This window comes from Cobetia sp. SIMBA_158 (genome assembly GCF_046566945.1).
Lineage (GTDB): Bacteria > Pseudomonadota > Gammaproteobacteria > Pseudomonadales > Halomonadaceae > Cobetia > Cobetia amphilecti.
Genome location: NZ_JAWJYL010000464.1, coordinates 1 through 266 on the forward strand (window position 1 = coordinate 1; position 266 = coordinate 266).

At 40.6% G+C, this 266-nt stretch carries 1 protein-coding gene; it reads left to right on the forward strand.

What is annotated here, in order from left to right:
• Positions 1–37: 37 nt before the first annotated feature.
• Positions 38–266: hypothetical protein (locus R2R70_RS20685; protein ID WP_410979003.1), on the forward strand; the 229-nt coding region annotated here is incomplete at its 3' end.

A 266-nucleotide genomic window follows, 5' to 3' on the forward strand; every position in this document is an offset into this window, starting at 1 on the left:
GACTTCTATTTCATCCAACGGGAAGTCGCAAATCGCCGTGGAAATGAAGAGCACTTATCGAAAAGAGCAACTTCGCCAAATTTGGGATGAAATGCGTCGTAAAATAAACGATCTTTCTCCGTCTTTACCCAGTGGTGTTTACCCAAGCACAATTTTAGATGACGTTGGCGATGTATATGGTGTTTTATATTCTGTTGTAGGTGACGGCTACTCTTACGATGAACTAAAAGACTACACTGACTATTTAAAGCGTGAACTGGTATTAG